This window comes from Streptococcus pseudopneumoniae, assembly GCF_001072665.1.
GTDB lineage: Bacteria > Bacillota > Bacilli > Lactobacillales > Streptococcaceae > Streptococcus > Streptococcus pseudopneumoniae_S.
This window is the reverse complement of sequence record NZ_JVJI01000112.1, coordinates 1-19,500: the sequence shown is the minus strand read 5'-3', so window position 1 is coordinate 19,500 and position 19,500 is coordinate 1. Positions and strand designations below refer to the sequence as shown.

The window sequence follows — 19,500 nt, the reverse complement described above, 5'->3', positions numbered from 1 at the left end:
TTATGTGTTGAGATTAGATACTGTGATGGTTAAACAGTTTGTTGACAATTACTATTTAATACTTAATTCTTAAGTTTACATTGATAATTATACACTTTTAGAATGTATTAATGGACTTCATTTAGATAACAAAAAATCTTCTTATTACAGATAGGAAGATTTTTTGGATTTTACCAATTTCATAAAATACAGTATCGAACTATATATTAAAAACTGTGCTTTTACAATTGTAGTAAAAACTCAAGATTTATTTGATGAAGTACAGGCTATATGAAATATGATAAGTAAATATGCCTATTAGATTTTTTATAAACATAATATAAGTGAATAATATGAAAGGATAGCTCCTTTTCATTATCATAGTTAGACTATAAAAATATATAAAATTCTTAAAAATTATGGTATAATTTATGTTAATAAATCCGATATAGAGTTTAATGGATGATTCTATTGCTGCCAATATTTAAGGGTTAGTTGATTGGTTTTCTTTTGAAAATCCATCCATTCATGGATACTGACAAATCTTACGAATTTGTTTAAGATATAGGTGAAATATAGTGAAAAATGGGAGGAATACTATGACTAAGAAACATTTTGAAGAGAAAAATGGTCCGAAATCAACTGTATCGAAGGTAGTGAAAGGAACTTCTCCATCTAAGATTAGGGGCAAGTTTTTTAAAATAAAAGTCTATATTGGCATTGCCATTAGTCTCTTGGTCGTTGCAATCCTAGCAAGCCTCTTCTTATTCTCACCTAACGCAAAGAAAGAGTCAAATGAAGCCATTTCTTCAGTTGCTAAAAAAGAGAACACAAGTAAAGAAGCGATAGATACTTCGAAAGCGTCTGAGAATGAGAAGAAGAAAGAAGAGGAGATTCAAAAACTCAAGGAACAGCTAACCAGTTTAGATAGCAAGGTCTCTGAGTCAGAGAAGGTAGTTAGCAAGCTAAAAGAAGAAACTGCAGTTCCGAAACTGGATATTGAAGCATTAAGAAATAATGATTTATCTAGTTTGAAAGGCACATGGCGTACACCGTCGGGCAATGAATATGTCATTAATGAGTCTGGTGAAATTTATATAACTAGCTTTAGAGATGGTCAAAAATTTGAATATACTGTTGAATTGGACAATAGTTACTCTCATCTGAAAAATCGAAGTTCAGATTCCAACTTTAAAGAAGTTGAAAGTCTAAGTGCACACACTAAAGGTTCTGTCGCAGGAGGATTTGTGGTAGTTGCTGTACCAAGTGGAGTTGTCATGCAACCTGGTGATGATGGAAAACTGACAGATAAAAGCAATCATGACGAGGAGAGACTGTTTGCAGGACAGCAGTATGAAGCGATGTTGTCGAGACCAGAAGATGTTTATTATCGTGTAAAACCAGATACTAGTAAACTTGAGGAAGAGGAGAAGAATTTAGCTCAACTACAGGCTGAACGAGAAGCCATCAAAACTTCTCTAGAATCTAAGGAAAAGAAAAATACGAACTAGAAAAAACTAGTTTAGAATCTAACTTTCGATTGTTTTAGTTTAGAAATACTGTTGCAATCGCTAGAATGAAGAAGCTCATTAGGGCTTCTTTTTCTTTCATTTTAATTATTGAACCACTTAGACCGAGATAGAGACCAGATGGGCAAAAGAACTTGTTCTTGAAACTGACCTCTGCTATAATGATTTTTATAAGGGACGGGAGGCGTCACTATCAGATAACTCAAGTTCCTAAAAAAGAAATTGGAGATAAAAATGAAAAAATTATTAGGTATTGGATTCTTGCTAGTTTCAGCTTTGATTTTGTATTTTGGTTCTGTTGGGTGGCCAAGTTTGGATGTCAACCCATGGTCACTCATTCCGGTAGGTTTGTTCCTCTTTTTCACTCTAGAGAATTTTTTGAAAAAAGACTACAAGGCTAGTCTGATGTGTTTAATTATTGCTTTTATCATTGCAAATGCAATTTTAGACCTTTTGCCAATTTCAAGTGGCTTGGTAATTGGAGCGGGCGTACTAGCTTGCATTGGTATTGGATACCTCTTTCCTGATAAAGATACAAAAGAAGACAAATAGAAAAGGCCTCGAGGTTTCTCGAGACCCTTTTTTACTTACCAGCGTAATATTTTTGAATTCCTTTCACGATACCTGCTACAAGCTTATCTTGATAGTGGCTATCTCGAATCTGTTGATTTTCAGCGAAATTATCTATATAACCAAGCTCTAGGAGGACGGCTGGTTTAGCAGTTTCTCGAAGAACGGCAAAGCTTCTTTCCAATAAACCAGCATCTTTAGCACCCGTCTCAGCTAACAATGAAGAGTGGATAGCTGCTGCGAGGCGCTTGCTCTCACTCATACGGTCAGGATGGTTATGCCAGTATGGGTTGATTTTACTTGGATAATCAGGATCATCACTGTAGGAATAGGTTTGAATTCCACTAGATTTTGAGTATGCATTACCAGTCGCATTGAAGTGAATACTGATAAAGATGTCAGAGTTAGTCTTGTTAACCATACGAGAACGTTCTGTAACAAAATCTACATCAATATCACTATCACGTGAAGTGAGAACTTTGTAGCCAAGTTCTTCTAACTTTTTGCGTAATTTACGATACACCTGCATGTTGAGGTCTTTTTCAGCGACATTGTAATAGTATGCACCTGAGTCTCTTCCACCATGTCCAGGATCTAAAAAGATGGTTCTACTGTATTGGCCTTTTACAAACCCAACTTCTTTTGAGACCTCAGAAATCCATTGACCATTTTTGTGGAATAGATGGTCTCTACCGTCAATTTTGTAAGTTCCGGAAACATAATGTCCGTTATCATCTAAGTAGTAGCGAGCCTTATAAGTGTCGTCGTAAATCCACTCTTTTTTAGCCATATAACCACCAGCTTTGAGATAGTAAGCTCCAATCCATTCTTTTGATGCATACATTCCACCACGCTTCAAAAAGAACCAGCTGTTATAGTTTTTATCAAATATCCATTCATTATCAGCCATGGCTCCATTGGTTTTTAGATAATAGCTTCCCGACCATTTATCGGCTAACATAGCTCCATCTTGAGCAAAAGAATACCAAGAACCGCTGATTTTTTCCCATTTGTTTTGGACAAATTTTCCAGATGCGTTCGCATAGAACCAGGTATCTTTAATTTTTACCCAGCTATTTTCAGCCATAGCACCACTGTTATTAAATAGGTAGCCCTTAAATGTAGTTGAGCTCAACATGATTCCCTTTTTATCAAAGTAGTACCAAGAACCATTGACTTTCTCCCACTTTTCCTGAGAGATTTTTCCAGAGGATGTGGCATAATACCAATTTTGGTCGATTTTTGCCCAGCCGTTTGTGGCCATAGCTCCACTTTTGGTCAGTAAATAGTTATCAAAAGTTGTATTACTAAGCATGATTCCATCTTTGTCAAAGTAATACCAAGCACCACCAATTTTCTCCCATTTATTCTGAGAAATTTTTCCAGAAGAATTAGCGAAGTACCATTTTCCATTGATAAAGTTCCAACCGTTTTCAGCCATCACTCCATCTTTATTGAAAACATAACCATCAAAGGTTGTATTGCTTAGTCGATGGCCATCTTTATTGAAGTAGTACCACTTTCCTTGGATTTTTTTCCAGTTGGTAACAGGTTTGTTGTGTTCGTAAAAGCGCCAGTTATTATTTTCTTCCTGCCAACCTTCTTTGACTTTTTCAACTTTTTCTTCTTTTTTTACTTCAGACTTCTTCTCTTCTGTGGCGGGAGTTTTTTTCTCTGTTTTTTCTTCTTTATCATCAATTTTAGAAGAATTGTCTGTTTTTTCGACCTTCTCTTTCGATTTTTCTTGGTTTTCGATTTTTGAAGTGCTTGAATGAGGAATTGTTACATTTTCGCGTACTGACTCTGCTTTATTTTCTTGAGCTTGGGCAGTTGTTTGAGTGTATCCTAAAATAGATAAGGCAACTGCACTAGCAAGTAAAACCTTTTTCATATTAAACTCCTTTTGTTTTTTTGCTTATTATAATAAAATCTTGCTGATTTCTCAACTATCAAACTGAACTTCTTCTAGTAGATAGTCTATAAAGCGTTCGCCCATCTTAGACAGGCTGGTTTTTTCATGCTGGATATAGACCAGTTCAATTGGGTCATCAATATCCAGTGGGATGGAAACGATATTGTCTCCGTTGAGGTTGCTGTTCAAAATCCCTGTCGCAATGGTATAACCATCCAAACCAATCAAGAGATTAAAGAGGGTGGCACGGTCACTGACCACGATGGATTTTTTGTGGTGTTCTTGAGAAAGAATTTCTTCTGAAAAGTAGAAGGAGTTGTGCGTCCCTTGGTCATAACTGAGGTAAGGGAAATTTTCCAAATCAGACAGTTTCACCTTGTCTTTTTTTGCCAGAGGATTGGTCTTGCTGACAAAGATATGCGGTTGCGCTGTGAAGAGATGGTGAGCCAGCAGGTGATTGTCATCCAGCATTTTCGTTAAAACATCACGGTTGTAGCTGTTAAAAAATAGGACACCGACCTCACTACGGAAGTTCTTGACGTCGTCGATAATCTCCCAAGTACGAGTTTCACGAAGGAAGAGCTCGTATTTCTCCATATCACTTTTCTTGAGCAGAGAGACAAAGGCATTGACCACAAAGGCATAGTGTTGAGAGGAAACGCTAAAGAGTTCACGGTGGGCGACAGGATTTTTATAGCGTTCCTCCAGAAGCTGGGTCTGCTCGACAACCTGACGGGCATAAGAGAGAAACTCCATCCCATCACGGGTCAAGGTGATCCCCTTGGGATTGCGGATAAAGATTTCAATGCCCATTTCATTTTCCAAATCTCTCACTGCATTGGAAAGACTCGGTTGGGTAATAAAGAGTTGCTTGGCTGCCTCATTCATGGAGCCAGTTTCGACGATTTTGATAATATAGTGTAATTGTTGAATTCTCATGTTTTTATTGTACCACACTTGCGTCAGAATCGCCAAAGAAGATAGGAAAATCAGGGGCATTGTGTGAGTCTCTTCTTGAAAAAAACACAAAATTTTGCTAGAATGAGTCTTATGAAAACATTCTATGATGTGCAGCAATTCCTCAAACGATTTGGTATTATTGTTTACATGGGAAAACGCTTATATGATATTGAACTGATGAAGCTGGAACTCTCTCGGATTTACGATGCAGGGCTGATGGACAAACTGGATTATCTGGAAGCAGAAGCGGTTCTTCGCAGAGAGCACAAGGTAGAATTGGATTATATTGAGAAAAATGGAGAAAAGAACTAATGGTTACTTGGATTTTGTGGGCACTTATACTAGCAATGTTGGCGTGGATGGGCTTTAACTATCTTCGTATTCGCCGTGCGGCTAAAATTGTGGACAATGAGGAGTTTGAAGCCTTGATTCGTACGGGTCAATTGATTGATTTGCGCGACCCAGCAGAATTCCACAGAAAACATATTCTTGGAGCACGCAATATTCCTTCAAGTCAGTTGAAGACTAGTCTTGCAGCCCTTCGTAAAGATAAACCTGTCCTTCTTTACGAAAACCAACGTGCGCAACGTGTCACAAATGCAGCACTCTATCTGAAAAAGCAAGGTTTCTCTGAGATTTATATCCTTTCTTATGGATTGGATTCTTGGAATGGAAAAGTGAAGACTAATTAACATAAGCTAAATTCTCAAACTAAGTTCCGATTTGGGTAGACAAGTGGACGTTTCTTTGAGAGAATGCTATGATTAATATGATAAAAAAACGTATAGTATTATATAGACAAAACCTATTTCTTTTGATATAATTTAGTGGTAATAATTTTAGGAGTTTTATAATATGAAAGAAAAGAAGAAATCTTCCCTTGTTTTAGGTATCCTATCTATCGTTCTTGGTTTGCTATCTCCAATCGTAGGTCTCGTTTTGGGGATCATTGGTCTAGTCTTGGCTAATTCACATCAAAAAGAATCTGAATTAGACTATAAAACAGAACGAATTCTAAATATCGTAGGAATTGTAGTTTCTGTAATTAACTGGGTTGCAGGACTCCTCTTAATGATGCACTAATCAGGATTCTAACAAAAAAAGCTTTATTTTTAAAAGCTTTTTTGTTTTATCCACTCTTCTCGGTTCAAGAACCGGATAATATAGTGCTAACATTTTTCACCCAATTGATAAAGCCGATTTTTATGGTATTATTCATTTGTGTTTAGTTTAAGGAGTTTTTAGAAAATGCAAGAAAAGAAAAAAAATCCACTTTTTGTGGGTATCTTGTCGATTATTCTTGGTTTGTTATTTCCGTTGGGAGGTATTGGTTTAGGTATTACCAGTTTATTGTTTGCTAACTCACTTCAAAAAGAATCTGGACTAGACTATAAAACAGAAAAAATTATAGCTATTGTAGGGATTGTAGTTTCCGTAATTAATTGGGTTTTAGGATTGATTCTTTTTAGGAATTAACTAGTGTAAAACAAAAAAGCTTTATTTGAAAGCTTTTTTGTTTTATCCACTTTTCTCTAAGTAGTTTTTAATGATTTTCAATTCCTCTGGATTCAAGGGACGGAATTGCCCTTCTGCTAGTTCTGGGTCTAATGTAAAGTCACCGAACTGAACTCGTTTGAGAGAAACAACCTTGACACCAACCGAGAGAAACATTTTCTTGACTTGATGAAATTTTCCTTCTGAAATAGTGATAGAGGCTTGACTGAGGGAAGGACTTGCGGATAGAATTTCTAGCCTAGCAGGTTTACAGATAGTGCCATCTAAAAAGACGATTCCTTCCTTAAACAGTTGGATATGGTCTGACGTGAGCGGTCCGTTTACTACCACTTGATAGGATTTATCGACATGATATTGAGGATGAAGGAGTTGAAAGCCCAAAGGACCGTTATCGGTCACGAGGAGGAGACCAGTCGTATCTCGGTCCAGTCGACCGACGGCATAGAGTTTATCAGACTGGATGTCAGCTGGAAGGAGATCCATAACGGTTGGGAGTTCCTTGTCTTTATTGGCTGTCACGACACCAGCAGGTTTATGAAGCATGAGATAGGTGTGCTCATAACCTTGAATGATTCGACCCTGAAAACGGAGTTCTTGTAGTCCTGTATCGATATTTTGAGCTAGGGAGCGGGCAGGGCAACCATCGACTAGAATTTCTCCTCTGAGTAAGGCTTGTTTCATGGCCTTTCGGCTAACTTTTTCTTGGGCTAATAAATTATCTAAACGCATACTGTGCCTATCTTATCATAAGTCGCTTGCTTTGAAAAGGCTTGACGTGAAAAGAAAAGCAGAGTGAAAACATTTACACTTGCTTGAATTATGTTATTTACTTGAAATTATGGTATAATCGTTCAGTTAGAAAATAAATTTTGAATATTATAGAGGAAATCATGACAAAATTAAGAGAAGATATCCGTAACATTGCGATTATCGCCCACGTTGACCACGGTAAAACAACCCTCGTTGACGAATTATTGAAACAATCAGAAACGCTTGATGCACGTACTGAATTGGCAGAGCGTGCTATGGACTCAAACGATATCGAAAAAGAGCGTGGAATTACCATCCTTGCTAAAAATACAGCCGTTGCCTATAACGGAACTCGTATCAATATCATGGACACACCAGGACACGCGGACTTTGGTGGAGAAGTTGAGCGTATCATGAAAATGGTTGACGGTGTTGTCTTGGTCGTAGATGCCTACGAAGGAACAATGCCACAAACTCGTTTCGTATTGAAAAAAGCCTTGGAACAAGACCTAGTCCCAATCGTGGTTGTCAATAAAATCGATAAACCATCAGCTCGTCCAGCAGAAGTAGTGGACGAAGTCTTGGAACTTTTCATCGAGCTTGGTGCAGATGATGACCAGCTTGACTTCCCAGTGGTCTATGCTTCAGCGATCAACGGAACTTCTTCATTGTCAGATGATCCAGCTGACCAAGAAGCTACTATGGCACCAATCTTTGACACGATTATCGACCACATCCCAGCTCCAGTAGATAACTCAGATGAGCCTTTGCAGTTCCAAGTGTCACTTTTGGACTACAACGACTTTGTTGGCCGTATCGGTATCGGTCGTGTCTTCCGTGGTACTGTTAAGGTTGGGGACCAAGTTACCCTTTCTAAACTTGATGGCACAACTAAAAACTTCCGTGTTACAAAACTCTTTGGTTTCTTTGGTTTGGAACGTCGTGAAATCCAAGAAGCAAAAGCAGGTGACTTGATTGCCGTTTCAGGTATGGAAGATATCTTTGTCGGTGAAACCATTACTCCGACAGATGCAGTAGAAGCTCTTCCAATCCTACACATCGATGAGCCAACTCTTCAAATGACTTTCTTAGTCAACAACTCACCATTTGCTGGTAAAGAAGGTAAATGGGTGACTTCTCGTAAGGTGGAAGAACGTTTGCAGGCAGAATTGCAAACAGACGTTTCCCTTCGTGTTGACCCAACTGATTCACCAGATAAATGGACTGTTTCAGGACGTGGAGAATTGCACTTGTCAATCCTTATCGAAACAATGCGTCGTGAGGGATATGAACTTCAAGTATCTCGTCCAGAAGTTATCGTAAAAGAAATCGATGGAGTTAAATGTGAGCCATTTGAACGTGTTCAAATCGACACTCCAGAAGAATACCAAGGGTCTGTTATCCAAAGTCTTTCTGAACGTAAGGGTGAAATGTTGGATATGATTTCAACTGGTAATGGTCAAACTCGTTTGGTCTTCCTTGTTCCAGCGCGTGGTTTGATTGGATACTCAACTGAGTTCTTGTCAATGACTCGTGGTTACGGTATCATGAACCATACCTTCGACCAATACTTGCCTTTGATTCCAGGTGAAATTGGTGGTCGTCACCGTGGTGCCCTTGTTTCTATCGATGCTGGTAAGGCTACAACTTACTCAATCATGTCTATCGAAGAACGTGGTACAATCTTTGTCAACCCAGGTACTGAGGTTTATGAAGGAATGATCATCGGTGAAAACTCTCGTGAAAACGACTTGACCGTTAACATCACTAAGGCAAAACAAATGACTAACGTTCGTTCAGCTACTAAGGACCAAACAGCTGTTATCAAGACACCTCGTATCTTGACACTTGAAGAGTCTCTTGAGTTCTTGAACGACGATGAGTACATGGAAGTAACGCCTGAGTCTATCCGTTTGCGTAAACAAATCCTTAACAAGGCAGAGCGTGAGAAAGCTAACAAGAAGAAAAAATCAGCTGAATAAGAGCTAGAAAGAGATAAAGATGGTTTATTTAATCATAGGAATCCTCTTATTACTACTCTATGTATTTGCGACACCAGAAAGCATTAAAGGGACAGTCAATATCGTCCTTGTCGTCTTTGCTTTCGTAGCACTTTTGATTTTGCTTATGCTGTCAGTTCTGCAAATCTTTCAGCTACCGACAGAATTCTTCATCGCAGTCGCTATGCTCTTCCTAGCATACTTTAGCTTGCGAGATATTACCCTCATGTCGGTCAGTAAAAGTAAAAGAAGATAAAAAAGAGAGTTTTGGCTCTCTTTTTGCTTGTTAGAATGCTGAATATGAGCATTTTCGTTTAGAATTATTTCCATAAAAATGGTAAAATAGTAAGAGTAGAAATGGAGTTCGAGACATGAAAGTAATAGATCAATTTAAAAATAAGAAAGTCCTTGTTTTAGGTTTGGCCAAGTCTGGTGAATCTGCAGCTCGTTTGTTGGACAAACTAGGTGCTATTGTGACAGTAAATGACGGAAAACCTTTCGAGGACAATCCAGCTGCGCAAAGTTTGCTGGAAGAAGGAATCAAGGTTATCACAGGTGGCCATCCTTTGGAACTTTTGGATGAAGAATTTGCTCTGATGGTGAAAAATCCAGGTATCCCATACAGCAATCCCATGATTGAAAAGGCTTTGGCCAAAGGTATTCCAGTCTTAACTGAAGTGGAATTGGCTTACTTGATTTCAGAAGCGCCAATTATCGGTATCACAGGTTCGAACGGTAAAACAACCACAACGACCATGATCGGGGAAGTTTTGACTGCTGCTGGCCAACATGGTCTTTTATCAGGAAATATCGGCTATCCTGCTAGTCAAGTGGCCCAAACTGCGACAGATAAGGACACGCTTGTCATGGAGCTTTCTTCTTTCCAACTGATGGGTGTTCAAGAATTCCATCCTGAGATTGCGGTTATTACCAACCTCATGCCAACTCATATCGACTACCATGGTTCTTTTGAGGATTATGTAGCAGCCAAGTGGAATATCCAGAACAAGATGACAGCGGCTGATTTCCTTATCTTGAACTTTAACCAAGATTTGGCAAAAGAATTGGCAAGAAAAACACAAGCTACCGTTGTACCATTCTCAACACTTGAAAAGGTTGATGGAGCTTATCTGGAAGATGGTCAACTCTACTTCCGTGGGGAAGTTGTCATGGCAGCGAATGAAATCGGAGTTCCAGGTAGCCACAATGTGGAAAATGCCCTTGCGACGATTGCTGTAGCCAAGCTTCGTGGTGTGGATAACCAAACCATCAAAGAAACTCTTTCAGCCTTTGGAGGTGTCAAACACCGTCTCCAATTTGTAGATGAAATCAAGGGTGTCAAATTCTATAATGATAGCAAGTCAACCAATATCTTGGCTACTCAAAAAGCCTTGTCAGGATTTGACAACAGCAAGGTCATTTTGATTGCAGGTGGTTTGGACCGTGGCAATGAGTTTGACGAATTGGTGCCAGACATTACTGGACTCAAGAAGATGGTCATCCTCGGTCAGTCTGCCGAACGTGTCAAACGGGCAGCAGACAAGGCTGGTGTGGCTTATGTGGATGCGACTGATATTGCTGATGCGACCCGCAAGGCCTACGAGCTTGCGACTCAAGGAGACGTGGTTCTTCTCAGTCCTGCCAATGCCAGCTGGGATATGTATGCTAACTTTGAAGTACGTGGCGACCTCTTTATCGACACAGTAGCGGAGTTAAAGGAATAATATGAAAAAAATTGTCTTTACAGGTGGGGGAACGGTTGGACACGTGACCCTCAACCTTTTGTTAATACCCAAGTTCATCGAAGATGGCTGGGAAGTTCACTATATTGGGGACAAGCGTGGGATCGAACACCAAGAAATCCTCAAGTCAGGCTTGGATGTCACTTTCCACTCCATTGCGACTGGGAAATTGCGTCGTTATTTCTCTTGGCAAAATATGCTGGACGTCTTTAAAGTTGGATGGGGAATTGTCCAATCGCTCTTTATCATGTTGCGACTTCGTCCACAGGCTCTTTTTTCAAAGGGAGGCTTTGTCTCAGTACCGCCTGTTATCGCTGCGCGTGTGTCAGGAGTGCCAGTCTTTATTCATGAATCTGACCTGTCTATGGGCTTGGCCAATAAAATCGCCTATAAATTTGCGACGAAGTTGTATTCAACCTTTGAGCAAGCTTCAAGTTTGACTAAGGTTGAGCATGTGGGAGCAGTGACCAAGGTTTCAGATCAAAAAAATCCAGAACCAGATGAATTGGTAGATATTCAAACCCACTTTAATTCCAAATTGCCAACTGTATTGTTTGTCGGTGGTTCTGCAGGTGCTCGTGTCTTTAACCAATTGGTGACAGACCATAAGAAAGAACTGACAGAGCGCTACAATATTATCAATTTAACTGGAGATTCTAGTTTGAACGAGTTGAGCCAAAATCTTTTTCGTGTTGACTATGTGACCAATCTCTATCAACCCTTGATGGAATTGGCTGATATTGTTGTGACACGAGGTGGTGCCAATACGATTTTTGAGCTCTTGGCCATGGCAAAATTACATGTCATTGTGCCACTTGGTCGTGAAGCTAGTCGTGGTGACCAGATTGAAAATGCAGCCTACTTTGTAAAAAAAGGCTATGCAGAAGAGCTTCAAGAAAGCGATTTGACCTTGGACAGTTTAGAAGAGAAGCTTTCTCACTTACTAAGTCACAAGGAAGATTACCAAGCTAAGATGAAGGCTTCAAAGGAATTGAAATCTCTAGCAGATTTTTATCAATTGTTGAAAAAAGATTTATCATAAGGAAAGTAAATGTCAAAAGATAAGAAAAATGAGGGCAAAGAAATCCTCGAAGAATTTAAAGAGTTATCAGAATGGCAGAAACGAAACCAAGAATATCTAAAAAAGAAGGCTGAGGAAGAAGCAGCCCTAGCTGAGGAGAAGGAAAAGGAAAGACAAGCTCGAATGGCTTCAAAATCTGAAAAGTCAGATGCAACCGAGGACCAAGAGAGTGAATCTGATCCAAAAGACCCAAAATCAGCTAAGGAAGAGTCTGAAGATAAAGTAGAAGAGTCAGAAGACGTCAAAAAAGAAGTAGCCAAAGAAGAACCAAAATCCAAAGAGCCAAAGAAACAGAATAAACAGGCTAAAAAAGTAGATAAAAAACCTGTAAAGGAAAAACCGGTCAAACCGAAAATTCCAGGAGTTCATATCTGGCGTGCTATCTCGGTTTTGTTTCTCAGTTTACTTTTATTGGTTGTCTCTGCCTACTTGCTCAGTCCTTATGCGACCATGAAGGATATTCGTGTTGAGGGAACGGTTCAAACTACGGCTGATGATATTCGACAGGCTTCAGGAATTCAGGATTCGGATTATACGATTAACCTTCTGCTAGACAAGGCAAAATATGAAGAACAGATCAAGTCTAATTATTGGGTTGAATCAGCTCAGCTTGTCTATCAATTTCCAACCAAGTTTACTATCAAGGTCAAGGAATACGATATTGTTGCCTACTATGTTTCTGGGGAAAATCATTATCCAATCCTTTCAAGTGGAAAGGTGGAGACCAGTGCTGTAAGTTTGGTGAGTCTGCCAGAAACGTATTTGTCAGTTCTCTTTAATGACAGCGAACAAATCAAGACCTTTACCTCAGAACTTTCTCAAATTAGCCCCGAACTCAAATCTGCTATCCAAAAGGTGGAACTAGCCCCAAGCAAGGTCACATCAGATTTAATTCGAGTGACTATGAATGATTCGGACGAAGTTTTGGTTCCCCTTTCTGAAATGAGTAAGAAATTGCCTTATTACAGTAAGATTAAGCCTCAATTGTCAGAACCAAGTGTGGTCGACATGGAAGCTGGAATTTACAGCTACACAGTGGCGGATAAATTAATTATGGAGGCTGAGGAAAAAGCCAAACAAGAGGCTAAGGAAGCTGAGAAGAAACAAAAAGAGGAAGAGAAGAAAAGACTGGAAGAACAGCAGAATAAACTAGAAGAGGAAAGGAAAAAGCTGGAGGAAGAGGGCAATCAAAACCAAACGACCCGACGTTCATCGCGTCGCTAGGTTTACCTTTTCTTCTATAGCTCTTTAGTTGCCATGTTTTTACTTGACAAGTGTTAGTAGAAATAATAGAATAGTAAAAAACCTTTAAAGCAGTCCAGAGAGGCAGCTAAGGTTAGACGGTGAAAGGGTGGAGACTACCCATTTTTCGTGGAACCTTGCTGTTGGCAGGTTCCTTTTTTCGTGGCTTCTTGTGGCCAGACTCTCTCACTAACAAAGGTAAAAGGAGAAACCTATGCGAGAACATCGTCCAGTCATTGCTCTTGATTTTCCTAGTTTTGAGGCGGTCAAGGAATTTTTAGCTCTTTTCCCAGCAGAAGAAAGCCTTTATCTAAAGGTAGGGATGGAGCTTTATTACGCAACGGGGCCTGAGATTGTATCCTACTTGAAAGGCTTGGGTCACAGTGTCTTTTTGGATCTCAAGCTGCATGACATTCCCAATACAGTCAAATCAGCTATGAAGGTCCTATCTCAGCTTGGTGTGGATATGACCAATGTTCATGCTGCTGGGGGTGTAGAGATGATGAAGGCTGCGCGTGAAGGTCTTGGGAGCCAAGCAAAATTGATCGCTGTAACGCAGCTTACATCAACATCAGAAGCTCAGATGCAGGATTTTCAAAACATCCAAACCAGCCTGCAAGAGTCTGTGGTTCATTATGCTAAGAAGACAGCTGAAGCGGGCTTGGATGGTGTCGTTTGCTCGGCTCAGGAAGTGCAACTCATCAAGCAGGCCACCAATCCAGGGTTTATCTGTCTGACACCGGGCATTCGTCCCGCCGGAGCTGCGGTTGGAGATCAAAAACGCGTCATGACACCTGCTGATGCCTATCAAATCGGCAGTGACTATATCGTAGTGGGACGTCCCATTACCCAAGCTGAGGATCCTGTTGCAGCTTATCATGCTATCAAGGATGAATGGACACAGGACTGGAATTAAAGAACTAGATTAGAAAAATAAAAGGAGAATACCATGACACTTGCTAAAGATATCGCTAGCCACCTCTTGAAAATTCAAGCCGTCTACCTCAAACCAGAGGAGCCTTTCACTTGGGCATCTGGTATCAAGTCGCCGATTTATACGGATAACCGTGTGACACTAGCCTATCCAGAAACTCGTACCCTCATTGAAAATGGCTTTGTGGAAGCTATCAAAGAAGCCTTTCCAGAGGTAGAAGTGATTGCAGGAACTGCAACAGCAGGGATTCCACACGGAGCTATTATTGCTGATAAGATGAACTTGCCATTTGCCTACATCCGTAGCAAACCAAAAGACCACGGAGCTGGTAACCAAATCGAAGGCCGCGTAGCTCAGGGGCAAAAGATGGTAGTGGTTGAAGACCTTATTTCAACAGGTGGTTCTGTTCTCGAGGCCGTGGCAGCAGCCAAGCGAGAAGGAGCAGATGTGCTTGGAGTTGTAGCGATTTTCAGCTACCAATTGCCAAAAGCAGACAAAAACTTTGCAGATGCTGGTGTTAAGCTGTTAACACTTTCTAACTACAGTGAACTCATTCACCTAGCTCAAGAAGAAGGTTACATCACACCAGAAGGGCTCGACCTTCTAAAAAGCTTTAAAGAAGACCAAGAAAATTGGCAAAATGCTTAAGACATAGAAAATCAGGTAGTCACTAGGATTACCTGATTTCTTTTTGTGATGTTATTGGATCTTATACTCAATGAAAATCAAATATAATCCAAGGTGAAGCTGATATGGTTTGAAGAGATTTTCGAAGAGTATTAGTCAACTTTTCCACCTTCAACAACTAGGTCATCTGCTTTAGCAGCGTCACCGTAAGTTGGGTGAAGTGTTTTTTCATAGGCCTTGTGGAAGAAGTTTTCCTTGCCTAATTTTTCAATATCTTTATTGATGAAGTCTAGCAATTCTTGGTTGCCTTTTTGAACTGCTGCCGCAATGGTATCTGGATTACCGAGGGAAGTAATTCCTACTTCAAATCCTTTATTTTCAAGCGCCCAAGCTAGGACTTCCGTATTGTCAGTTGAAAAGGCATCTCCACGTCCGTCAAGAAGAGCTTGGTAAGAGTCACTGTATTGGTCGTATTTTTGGAGTTTGATTTCTGGATGATTCTTTTCAAAATAAGTTTCAGCGGTCGTTCCTTTTGTAACAATCAAGGTTTTGCCTTCTAATTGTTTGACATCTGTAATGAGACCAGTCTTAGGTGATACGACACCCAGAGAAACTTTCATATATGGAAGGGCAAAATCAACTTGTTTCTTACGTTCATCAGTCACTGTAAAGTTGGCAAGAGTAATATCTACCTTGTTTGAAATCAAGTATTCCGCACGGTTGGCAGCATCGACTGAAACGTATTTGACCTTGACACCAAGGTCTTGGGCCAGTTGGTTCCCAAGTTCGATATCGTAACCTTGGTAAGAACCATCATTGTCAACGTAACCAAACGGTTTCTTATCTCCAAACACGGCGATTCGTAGCTCACCGCTTTTTTTGATTTCATCGATTGTGCGAGCCTTGGCAGTGGTTTTACCTGACGATGCACCACCATTTCCACCTGAGCTACAAGCTGTGACAAAGATAAGGGCAAAGGCAAGTGCCAAAACAGTTAAGAGTGGTTTGAATAGTTTCATAAGAATCTCCTTTATAGATATGAGCCAAATTGGCTAAAGTCAAAGACGTTTAAAAATTCCTGGGCTCGTTTAGTTTGAGGATTGGTAAAGAAGGCTTGAGCCGTTCCTTCTTCAGCAATTTTCCCTTGGTCGAGGAAGATAATCCGATCGGCAATTGCTTGGGCAAACTGCATTTCGTGGGTTACTAAAATCATGGTACGGCCTTCTTGGGCCAAGTCATTGATGAGTTCCAGAACCTCACGCACCATTTCTGGATCCAGCGAAGCAGTCACTTCGTCAAAAAGTATGATTTCTGGATGCATGAGGAGGGCACGAACAATTGCAACCCGTTGCTTCTGTCCACCAGATAATTGACGCGCAAAGCTATGTTGTTTATCTAGCAAACCGACACGTTCCAGTAGTTGCAGAGCTTCTTTCGTTACTTCCTTCTTGTCTCTTTCCTGAGCCTTGATAGGGCCTAGGATGAGGTTTTGAAGGACATCCAGATGGGGAAAAAGTTCATAGCTTTGAAAAACCATACCAATCTTTTGGCGAACGAGGTGAAAATCTTTTTTATTTTCAACGATAGACTGACCATCCAGAAGAATATCTCCACCTTGAATACTTTCTAAGCCATTGAGACAACGAAGGAGAGTACTTTTCCCACAACCAGAGGGTCCTAGAATGACGACAACTTCCCCTTTTTTGATTTCTAGAGAAAGTCCTTGGAGGATAGGATTGTCTCCGAAGGATTTTTTGAGTTCCTTGATTTCTAAGATAGTTTCTGACATTTAGTTCCTCCAATGTTTTTCTAAGTGAGTGGATAGTTTGGAAATAGGAAAGCAGACTGCGAAATACAAGACCAGAATGGTTCCATAAATCCAAAAGGAAGCAGTTGGGATAGTCAAGCGATTGCTATCGATGATTTGTTGTCCAACCTTAGTCACTTCAACAACCCCAATCAAAACAACCAAGGAAGTGGTTTTAATCATCCGAGTGATAAGATTGATGGCTTGTGGAAGTAATCTTCTCAAGACTTGTGGGATGATAATGTGGTAGTAAAGTTGAACATTGGTCAAGCCAAGTGCCTGTCCGCTTTCAAACTGATGCTTAGGGAGGGAAGTGATGGCTCCACGGACCAAGTCCCCCATCTCAGCTGTTCCCCAGAGGGTGAAAACGATAATAGCAGAAGTCTCACCTGAGATATTGATATTAAAGTTTCGAGCCAAGCCAAAGTAAACGATGAAGAGTAGCACCAGTTGGGGCATGATACGGATGAATTCCAGATACAATCGTGTTAAAAATCGTACGATTCTAGAATGGGAGGTCATAATGATTCCCATGACTGTTCCGAACATCATGGATAAGAGGACAGACAGGATGGATATCCCAATCGTAACGCCCAATCCCTGTAAGATTCTCAGGAGATTATTTCCCTGGAAGAGTACTTGGATTCCCGAATCCTGCATGGCGGAGCCTCCTTTCTATCCAACTAAAGACCAGTGAGATGGGTAGCAATATGATAAGGTAAGCAACTACCAACATAGCAAGCGCAATGTCTGTTTCATAGTAGAGCCCAATCAAGTCCTTGGCGACGTACATGAGGTCGGCCAAAGCCACTGCTGAGAAAACAGAAGTTTCCTTGATCAGGAAAATGACATTGGCACTAAAAGAGGGTAGGGCCACCGCTGTTGCTTGCGGAAGAACCACATAGCGAAAGACCTGTACAGGTGTCAGACCGATGGCTAATCCAATCTCGTGCTGGGTTTGACTGACGGCCTCCAGTCCGCTTCGGAAAGATTCTGCCATATAGGAACCTCCTAAAAAGACTAGTCCCAGAGTAGCACAGACTTCCGAAGATAGGACAATCCCTATTCGGGGAAGACCAAAGTAGAGAAAGAAGAGTTGAATCAAAAGGGGCGTGTTGCGTGACAATTCGATGTAGGCTGTCGCTACTTGCGCCAAAACAGGAATGCGGTAATGCCGGATGATACTAACGATTAAGCCGAGCAAAAAAGATCCCAAAATTCCCCAAACTGCAATATGCAAGGTCAGAAGAAATGCCTTTTGATAAAGTGGTAGATATTGTTCAACAATGGACCAATCCAAAAATAGAACCTCCCATCTAGAAATAATACAGTTATTGTAGCACTTAAAATCTCCTTTGGATAATATGTATTTTTTATTGCCGTTATAAGGATTTTTTATCATAGACACAATCTTTCTGAAATTTCCAAACAAAATATTTGAAAAGTTTTGAAAAAAGAGTTAAGATATTTTTGTAATATACAAAGTAAACGCTTACTTATTAAGGAGGGCATTTTATGTCATACAAAACAAGCAATGCAGAAGGTCATGTAGATTTCATCAATACCTATGATTTGGAGCCAATGGCGCAACAAGTTATCCCTAAAGCAGCATTTGGCTATATCGCTAGTGGGGCGGAAGATACTTTCACTTTACGTGAGAATATTCGCGCCTTTAACCACAAACTCATCGTTCCGCATACGCTTTGCAATGTAGAAAATCCAAGTACAGAGATTGAATTTGCAGGTGAAAAACTATCTTCACCAATCATTATGGCGCCTGTTGCGGCTCATAAATTGGCAAATGAACAGGGTGAAGTGGCGACTGCGCGTGGTGTGCATGAGTTTGGGTCCCTCTATACAACCAGTTCTTACTCTACTGTCGATCTTCCAGAAATTACAGAAGCCCTTCAAGGGACACCTCATTGGTTCCAATTTTACTTTAGTAAAGATGACGGGATTAACCGCCACATCATGGACCGTGTGAAGGCTGAAGGTTATAAAGCGATTGTCTTGACAGCAGATGCGACTGTAGGAGGCAATCGTGAAGTAGATAAGCGTAATGGTTTTGTCTTCCCAGTTGGAATGCCGATTGTTGAGGAATATCTGCCAGAAGGTGCTGGAAAATCAATGGACTTTGTTTACAAATCAGCTAAACAACGCTTGTCTCCACGTGATGTAGAATTCATCGCTGAATACTCAGGACTTCCTGTTTATGTCAAAGGGCCACAATGCCGTGAGGACGTTGAACGTTCTCTGGGTGCAGGTGCCTCTGGTATCTGGGTAACCAACCACGGTGGTCGCCAAATCGACGGTGGACCAGCTGCCTTTGATTCACTTCAGGAAGTAGCAGAAGCGGTTGACAAACGTGTACCAATCGTCTTTGACTCAGGTATTCGTCGTGGTCAACACGTCTTTAAAGCCTTGGCTTCAGGAGCAGACTTGGTAGCTATTGGCCGCCCGGTTATCTATGGCTTGGCCCTTGGTGGTAGTGTCGGTGTACGCCAAGTCTTTGAACACTTGAATGCAGAATTGAAGACAGTTATGCAGTTATCTGGAACTCAGACCATTGAAGATGTCAAACACTTCAAACTCCGTCACAACCCATACAACCCAACCTTCCCAGTTGATCCTCGTGACTTAAAATTGTATTAATAAAACAGCTTGCCTTCACTGAATGTGGAGGTTTTTCTTAGTGTATAGGAAGAATAAATCACCATTGAAAACTATATAAATATATTTTTCGGTCAAATATCTTGCTAGGGCTTTCATTTTTTGCTATACTGGTGCAGTAATTAAATAATAAAGACATTTGGGGTGCTTTAGGCTGAGATGATACCCATTGAACCTGATAC

The 19,500-nt window shown here is 40.5% G+C and carries 21 protein-coding genes; 14 read left to right on the top strand and 7 right to left on the bottom strand.

The window, feature by feature from the left end:
• Positions 1-578 precede the first annotated feature (578 nt).
• The gene (locus ADH52_RS06550; protein WP_049510641.1) at positions 579-1,490 is read left to right on the top strand and encodes a DUF6287 domain-containing protein; all 912 of its coding nucleotides are present in this window, start codon (positions 579-581) and stop codon (positions 1,488-1,490) included.
• Positions 1,491-1,742: 252 nt separating this feature from the next.
• Positions 1,743-2,060, top strand: coding sequence for a hypothetical protein (locus ADH52_RS06545; protein ID WP_042750347.1), 318 nt, complete (start codon positions 1,743-1,745; stop codon positions 2,058-2,060).
• 31 nt (positions 2,061-2,091) lie between these two features.
• Here ADH52_RS06545 and ADH52_RS06540 read toward each other — a convergent pair whose 3' ends face one another.
• Together ADH52_RS06540 and ADH52_RS06535 are read right to left on the bottom strand one after the other, a co-directional pair.
• Positions 2,092-3,969, bottom strand: a complete 1,878-nt coding sequence (locus ADH52_RS06540) for an N-acetylmuramoyl-L-alanine amidase (RefSeq protein WP_042750345.1) — start codon at positions 3,967-3,969, stop codon at positions 2,092-2,094.
• Between the two features lie 51 nt (positions 3,970-4,020).
• A complete protein-coding gene (locus ADH52_RS06535; protein ID WP_049501939.1) occupies positions 4,021-4,929 on the bottom strand; it encodes a LysR family transcriptional regulator in 909 nt (302 codons plus the stop codon).
• Positions 4,930-4,992: 63 nt separating this feature from the next.
• Here ADH52_RS06535 and ADH52_RS06530 point away from each other — a divergent pair, with 63 nt between their 5' ends.
• The 4 genes from ADH52_RS06530 to ADH52_RS06515 all read left to right on the top strand — a co-directional run bounded on the left by ADH52_RS06530 (position 4,993) and on the right by ADH52_RS06515 (position 6,426).
• Entirely contained in the window at positions 4,993-5,262 is a 270-nt protein-coding gene (locus ADH52_RS06530; protein ID WP_000051787.1) for a YqgQ family protein, read from the top strand.
• Positions 5,262-5,642, top strand: a complete 381-nt coding sequence (locus ADH52_RS06525; protein ID WP_049510640.1) for a rhodanese-like domain-containing protein — start codon at positions 5,262-5,264, stop codon at positions 5,640-5,642. Before ADH52_RS06530 ends, ADH52_RS06525 begins: the two co-directional genes overlap by 1 nt.
• Before the next feature lie 163 nt (positions 5,643-5,805).
• Positions 5,806-6,033: a hypothetical protein gene (locus ADH52_RS06520; RefSeq protein ID WP_049492311.1), complete on the top strand. Its 228-nt coding sequence runs from the start codon at positions 5,806-5,808 to the stop codon at positions 6,031-6,033.
• A gap of 165 nt (positions 6,034-6,198) precedes the next feature.
• Positions 6,199-6,426 (top strand): hypothetical protein, encoded by a 228-nt coding sequence (locus ADH52_RS06515; RefSeq protein ID WP_049510639.1) that lies wholly within the window; start codon positions 6,199-6,201, stop codon positions 6,424-6,426.
• Positions 6,427-6,468: 42 nt separating this feature from the next.
• Here ADH52_RS06515 and ADH52_RS06510 read toward each other — a convergent pair whose 3' ends face one another.
• The gene (locus ADH52_RS06510; protein WP_049510637.1) at positions 6,469-7,194 is read right to left on the bottom strand and encodes a 16S rRNA pseudouridine(516) synthase; all 726 of its coding nucleotides are present in this window, start codon (positions 7,192-7,194) and stop codon (positions 6,469-6,471) included.
• Between the two features lie 161 nt (positions 7,195-7,355).
• On the opposite strand from ADH52_RS06510, the gene typA reads away from it, so the two are divergent.
• From typA to pyrE, 7 genes are all read left to right on the top strand, one after another.
• Entirely contained in the window at positions 7,356-9,197 is a 1,842-nt protein-coding gene (gene typA / locus ADH52_RS06505) for a translational GTPase TypA (protein WP_000164111.1), read from the top strand.
• A 19-nt stretch (positions 9,198-9,216) separates the two neighbouring features.
• A complete protein-coding gene (locus ADH52_RS06500) occupies positions 9,217-9,471 on the top strand; it encodes a DUF3165 family protein (protein ID WP_049510636.1) in 255 nt (84 codons plus the stop codon).
• Between the two features lie 115 nt (positions 9,472-9,586).
• On the top strand, positions 9,587-10,939 hold the full coding sequence (gene murD, locus ADH52_RS06495) for a UDP-N-acetylmuramoyl-L-alanine--D-glutamate ligase (protein WP_049510635.1): 1,353 nt from the start codon (positions 9,587-9,589) through the stop codon (positions 10,937-10,939).
• Position 10,940: 1 nt separating this feature from the next.
• Positions 10,941-11,999, top strand: a complete 1,059-nt coding sequence (locus ADH52_RS06490) for a UDP-N-acetylglucosamine--N-acetylmuramyl-(pentapeptide) pyrophosphoryl-undecaprenol N-acetylglucosamine transferase (RefSeq protein ID WP_049510634.1) — start codon at positions 10,941-10,943, stop codon at positions 11,997-11,999.
• 9 nt (positions 12,000-12,008) lie between these two features.
• On the top strand, positions 12,009-13,262 hold the full coding sequence (locus ADH52_RS06485; protein ID WP_049510633.1) for a cell division protein FtsQ/DivIB: 1,254 nt from the start codon (positions 12,009-12,011) through the stop codon (positions 13,260-13,262).
• A 232-nt stretch (positions 13,263-13,494) separates the two neighbouring features.
• Entirely contained in the window at positions 13,495-14,196 is a 702-nt protein-coding gene (pyrF, locus tag ADH52_RS06480; protein WP_049510632.1) for an orotidine-5'-phosphate decarboxylase, read from the top strand.
• Between the two features lie 33 nt (positions 14,197-14,229).
• Complete coding sequence (gene pyrE, locus ADH52_RS06475) at positions 14,230-14,862, top strand: orotate phosphoribosyltransferase (protein WP_049510631.1); 633 nt, start codon at positions 14,230-14,232, stop codon at positions 14,860-14,862.
• Positions 14,863-14,993: 131 nt separating this feature from the next.
• On the opposite strand, the gene ADH52_RS06470 is transcribed toward pyrE, so the two are convergent.
• Genes ADH52_RS06470 through ADH52_RS06455 form a run of 4 tightly spaced genes read right to left on the bottom strand, consistent with a single transcriptional unit; the run spans position 14,994 to position 17,948 of the window.
• Complete coding sequence (locus tag ADH52_RS06470) at positions 14,994-15,860, bottom strand: cysteine ABC transporter substrate-binding protein (RefSeq protein WP_049510630.1); 867 nt, start codon at positions 15,858-15,860, stop codon at positions 14,994-14,996.
• 11 nt (positions 15,861-15,871) lie between these two features.
• Entirely contained in the window at positions 15,872-16,630 is a 759-nt protein-coding gene (locus ADH52_RS06465) for an amino acid ABC transporter ATP-binding protein (RefSeq protein WP_049510629.1), read from the bottom strand.
• Entirely contained in the window at positions 16,631-17,308 is a 678-nt protein-coding gene (locus ADH52_RS06460) for an amino acid ABC transporter permease (RefSeq protein WP_049487051.1), read from the bottom strand.
• Entirely contained in the window at positions 17,268-17,948 is a 681-nt protein-coding gene (locus ADH52_RS06455; protein ID WP_049487052.1) for an amino acid ABC transporter permease, read from the bottom strand. Before ADH52_RS06455 ends, ADH52_RS06460 begins: the two co-directional genes overlap by 41 nt.
• A gap of 215 nt (positions 17,949-18,163) precedes the next feature.
• Here ADH52_RS06455 and lctO point away from each other — a divergent pair, with 215 nt between their 5' ends.
• On the top strand, positions 18,164-19,300 hold the full coding sequence (gene lctO / locus ADH52_RS06450; RefSeq protein WP_049487053.1) for an L-lactate oxidase: 1,137 nt from the start codon (positions 18,164-18,166) through the stop codon (positions 19,298-19,300).
• The last annotated feature ends 200 nt before the right edge of the window (positions 19,301-19,500 follow it).

Bases quoted from the DNA above. Each gene is read 5' to 3' on its own strand.
- ADH52_RS06550 (WP_049510641.1), top strand. From the start codon at position 579: ATGACTAAGAAACATTTTGAAGAGAAAAATGGTCCGAAATCAACTGTA.
- ADH52_RS06545 (WP_042750347.1), top strand. From the start codon at position 1,743: ATGAAAAAATTATTAGGTATTGGATTCTTGCTAGTTTCAGCTTTGATT.
- ADH52_RS06540 (WP_042750345.1), bottom strand. From the start codon at position 3,969: ATGAAAAAGGTTTTACTTGCTAGTGCAGTTGCCTTATCTATTTTAGGA.
- ADH52_RS06535 (WP_049501939.1), bottom strand. From the start codon at position 4,929: ATGAGAATTCAACAATTACACTATATTATCAAAATCGTCGAAACTGGC.
- ADH52_RS06525 (WP_049510640.1), top strand. From the start codon at position 5,262: ATGGTTACTTGGATTTTGTGGGCACTTATACTAGCAATGTTGGCGTGG.
- ADH52_RS06520 (WP_049492311.1), top strand. From the start codon at position 5,806: ATGAAAGAAAAGAAGAAATCTTCCCTTGTTTTAGGTATCCTATCTATC.
- ADH52_RS06515 (WP_049510639.1), top strand. From the start codon at position 6,199: ATGCAAGAAAAGAAAAAAAATCCACTTTTTGTGGGTATCTTGTCGATT.
- ADH52_RS06510 (WP_049510637.1), bottom strand. From the start codon at position 7,194: ATGCGTTTAGATAATTTATTAGCCCAAGAAAAAGTTAGCCGAAAGGCC.
- typA (WP_000164111.1), top strand. From the start codon at position 7,356: ATGACAAAATTAAGAGAAGATATCCGTAACATTGCGATTATCGCCCAC.
- ADH52_RS06500 (WP_049510636.1), top strand. From the start codon at position 9,217: ATGGTTTATTTAATCATAGGAATCCTCTTATTACTACTCTATGTATTT.
- murD (WP_049510635.1), top strand. From the start codon at position 9,587: ATGAAAGTAATAGATCAATTTAAAAATAAGAAAGTCCTTGTTTTAGGT.
- ADH52_RS06490 (WP_049510634.1), top strand. From the start codon at position 10,941: ATGAAAAAAATTGTCTTTACAGGTGGGGGAACGGTTGGACACGTGACC.
- ADH52_RS06485 (WP_049510633.1), top strand. From the start codon at position 12,009: ATGTCAAAAGATAAGAAAAATGAGGGCAAAGAAATCCTCGAAGAATTT.
- pyrF (WP_049510632.1), top strand. From the start codon at position 13,495: ATGCGAGAACATCGTCCAGTCATTGCTCTTGATTTTCCTAGTTTTGAG.
- pyrE (WP_049510631.1), top strand. From the start codon at position 14,230: ATGACACTTGCTAAAGATATCGCTAGCCACCTCTTGAAAATTCAAGCC.
- ADH52_RS06470 (WP_049510630.1), bottom strand. From the start codon at position 15,860: ATGAAACTATTCAAACCACTCTTAACTGTTTTGGCACTTGCCTTTGCC.
- ADH52_RS06465 (WP_049510629.1), bottom strand. From the start codon at position 16,630: ATGTCAGAAACTATCTTAGAAATCAAGGAACTCAAAAAATCCTTCGGA.
- ADH52_RS06460 (WP_049487051.1), bottom strand. From the start codon at position 17,308: ATGCAGGATTCGGGAATCCAAGTACTCTTCCAGGGAAATAATCTCCTG.
- lctO (WP_049487053.1), top strand. From the start codon at position 18,164: ATGTCATACAAAACAAGCAATGCAGAAGGTCATGTAGATTTCATCAAT.